This window comes from Cytophagia bacterium CHB2, assembly GCA_030263535.1.
Lineage (GTDB): Bacteria > Zhuqueibacterota > Zhuqueibacteria > Zhuqueibacterales > Zhuqueibacteraceae > Coneutiohabitans.
In genome coordinates, this window is record SZPB01000599.1 from 1 (window position 1) to 2,353 (window position 2,353).

Consider the following 2,353-nt stretch of genomic DNA (forward strand, 5'->3'; position numbering starts at 1 on the left):
ACACCGGCCTGCCGTACGCCGAAATCGAAAAAGAAGGCGTGGCCCTGCCTGTCACCGAAGCGCATTGCAAATATCGCAAGCCCGCGCGTTACGACGAACTCATTCGAGTGATAAGCCGGCTGAAAGAGTTTCCGCGCGCCAGCTTGCGCATTGATTATGAGGTTTTCAACGAAACCGGAGAATTGATCGCCGAAGGCTACACCATGCACGCATTCATCAACGCTGCCGGCAAGCCGGTGAAACCGCCGCACATTTTTCTGGAAACACTGCGCCGTTTTTTTTCTGATACCTCGCGCGGTTAATGCCTGCTGCTCTGCTCACTTTTTGCGATCAAATCAACCTCGCGTATGCTTGAATTTTTGCCAACTCCAGGGAAGGCATCATGACCAAACACATTCGCAAACCCGGCGTTTTGGTGACCGGCGCCAACGGCGAGATGGGCCACGGCCTGATTGCGCGCCTGGCCGAGAACGGCTCGCATCACATCATTGCGCTCGATGTTCGACCGCTCGATGAAAGCTTGCAGCGCCTGTGCAGTGCTGTGATCGTGGGCGATATTCTCGAACCTCGTTTGCTCGAGCGCATGCAAAGCGAGTATGAGATTCATTGCGTTTATCATCTCGCGGCGCTGCTTTCCACCCGCGCTGAGTTTACACCCGAAGCGGCGCATCGCGTCAACGTTGAAGGCACACTCAACTTGCTCAAACTCGCCATCGAGCAATCCCGCTGGCACGGCCAGGTGGTCAAATTCATGTTTCCCAGTTCGATTGCGGTTTACGGCCTGCCCAACCTTGCCGCCAAAAAAGCGGCCGGCAAAGTCAAGGAAAACGACTGGACGTTTCCGACAACGATGTACGGCTGCAACAAACTTTATTGCGAACATCTCGGCCGCTACTATTCCAGCCATTACCGCCAGCTTGCCGCAGACCCGCTGACCGGCGGCATTGATTTTCGCGCGCTGCGTTTTCCGGGATTGATCAGCGCCATCACCGTTCCGAGCGGCGGCACCAGCGATTATGCGCCGGAAATGCTGCACGCCGCTGCGCAAAATAAGAGTTACTCGTGTTTCGTACGCGCGGATGTGCGCATTCCGTTCATGGCCATGCCGGATGCGATTCATGCCCTGCTGCGCCTGGAGGCGGCGCCGCGCGAAAAACTCACGCAAACGGTTTACAACATCGGCAGCTTCAGCCCCAGCGCCGGCGAGATTCACCGCCGGGTGTTGCGCGAATTTCCGCAGGCTGAGATCAAATTCTCTCCCGATGACAAGCGCCAGGCCATCGTCGATTCCTGGCCTGAAGAAGTGGACGATACTGCCGCCCGGCGGGATTGGGATTGGTCGCCGGAATATGACGAAGAACGCGCGTTCAGCGCGTATTTGATTCCCGGCATCAAGCAACGCTATCGCGACTGAAGTGGCGCGAGAGAGAGCGCTTGACATTCATCTGAATTGTATTAAATTTTTGGTGCCGGAGGAGTGCAAGAAAAGCAGCGCGCGCCTTGTGATGAGGGTGAGATGCGATCAACAGGAAAGCGAGGGTGAGCTTATGCCGCGACATGTTGCGCTAGCTGTTGATATGCACCTCTACTTTTCTGCTTCCTTCCTTAACTACTGTTCCCATCTTTCAACTCAACACCGATTAAGTTTTCACAACTCTAACCCAGGACGAGCCGGGACCAAAAAGAAAAGCCTCACGCGAAAGCGCAAAGAACCCGCAAAGTTTTTCTTTATGGAACCTGTGCGGCACTGACTTCGGCGAACTCAGTCGAGCCGCGCCTTTGCGTGAAATGTTTTTGTTTTCAAAGCAAAGACTTCACTTTTAATTGCCTAAAGAAACGCGCATAGCTTGCGCTGCGGCGTGCGGCGATACGTTCCGAACAATCTGATGTGATGAGTAGCAATATTACCGAACAGGTATTTTTTCCATTTACAATGTTCTTTTTTAGGAGAGTGCTCTATGAAAAAACTAGTGGTTGTTGTCCTGAGCGCGGCTGTGTTGACGATGGGACTCGGCTGCGGTTGGAGCAAGAAGGCGCAATATGGCACCGCGGGCGCAGCCGGCGGCGCAGTTGTGGGCGGCGCTGTTGGTAAAGCGGCGGGCAACACCGTGCTCGGCGCGATTTTGGGCGCGGCGATCGGCGGCGCAGCCGGTCTTTATATCGGCAATTACATGGACAAGCAGGCTGCGGAGATCAAGCAAGACATCGCGGGCGCCCGAGTCGAACGGGTGGGCGAGGGCATTCGCATCACCTTTGATTCCGGCATTTTGTTTGATGTGAACAAGGCCGAGCTCAAGCCCATCAGCAAAGAGAATATCAGCAAGCTGGCGGCAATTCTGCAAAAATATCCTGA

The 2,353-nt window shown here is 54.8% G+C and carries 3 protein-coding genes; all 3 read left to right on the forward strand.

The window, feature by feature from the left end; all coding sequences use genetic code 11:
• Positions 1–302 (forward strand): acyl-CoA thioesterase (locus FBQ85_29325; GenBank protein ID MDL1879233.1); only part of this gene is annotated, 302 nt, incomplete at its 5' end.
• A 92-nt stretch (positions 303–394) separates the two neighbouring features.
• A complete protein-coding gene (locus FBQ85_29330) occupies positions 395–1,414 on the forward strand; it encodes an NAD-dependent epimerase/dehydratase family protein (GenBank protein MDL1879234.1) in 1,020 nt (339 codons plus the stop codon).
• 544 nt (positions 1,415–1,958) lie between these two features.
• Positions 1,959–2,353 (forward strand): hypothetical protein (locus tag FBQ85_29335; protein MDL1879235.1); only part of this gene is annotated, 395 nt, incomplete at its 3' end.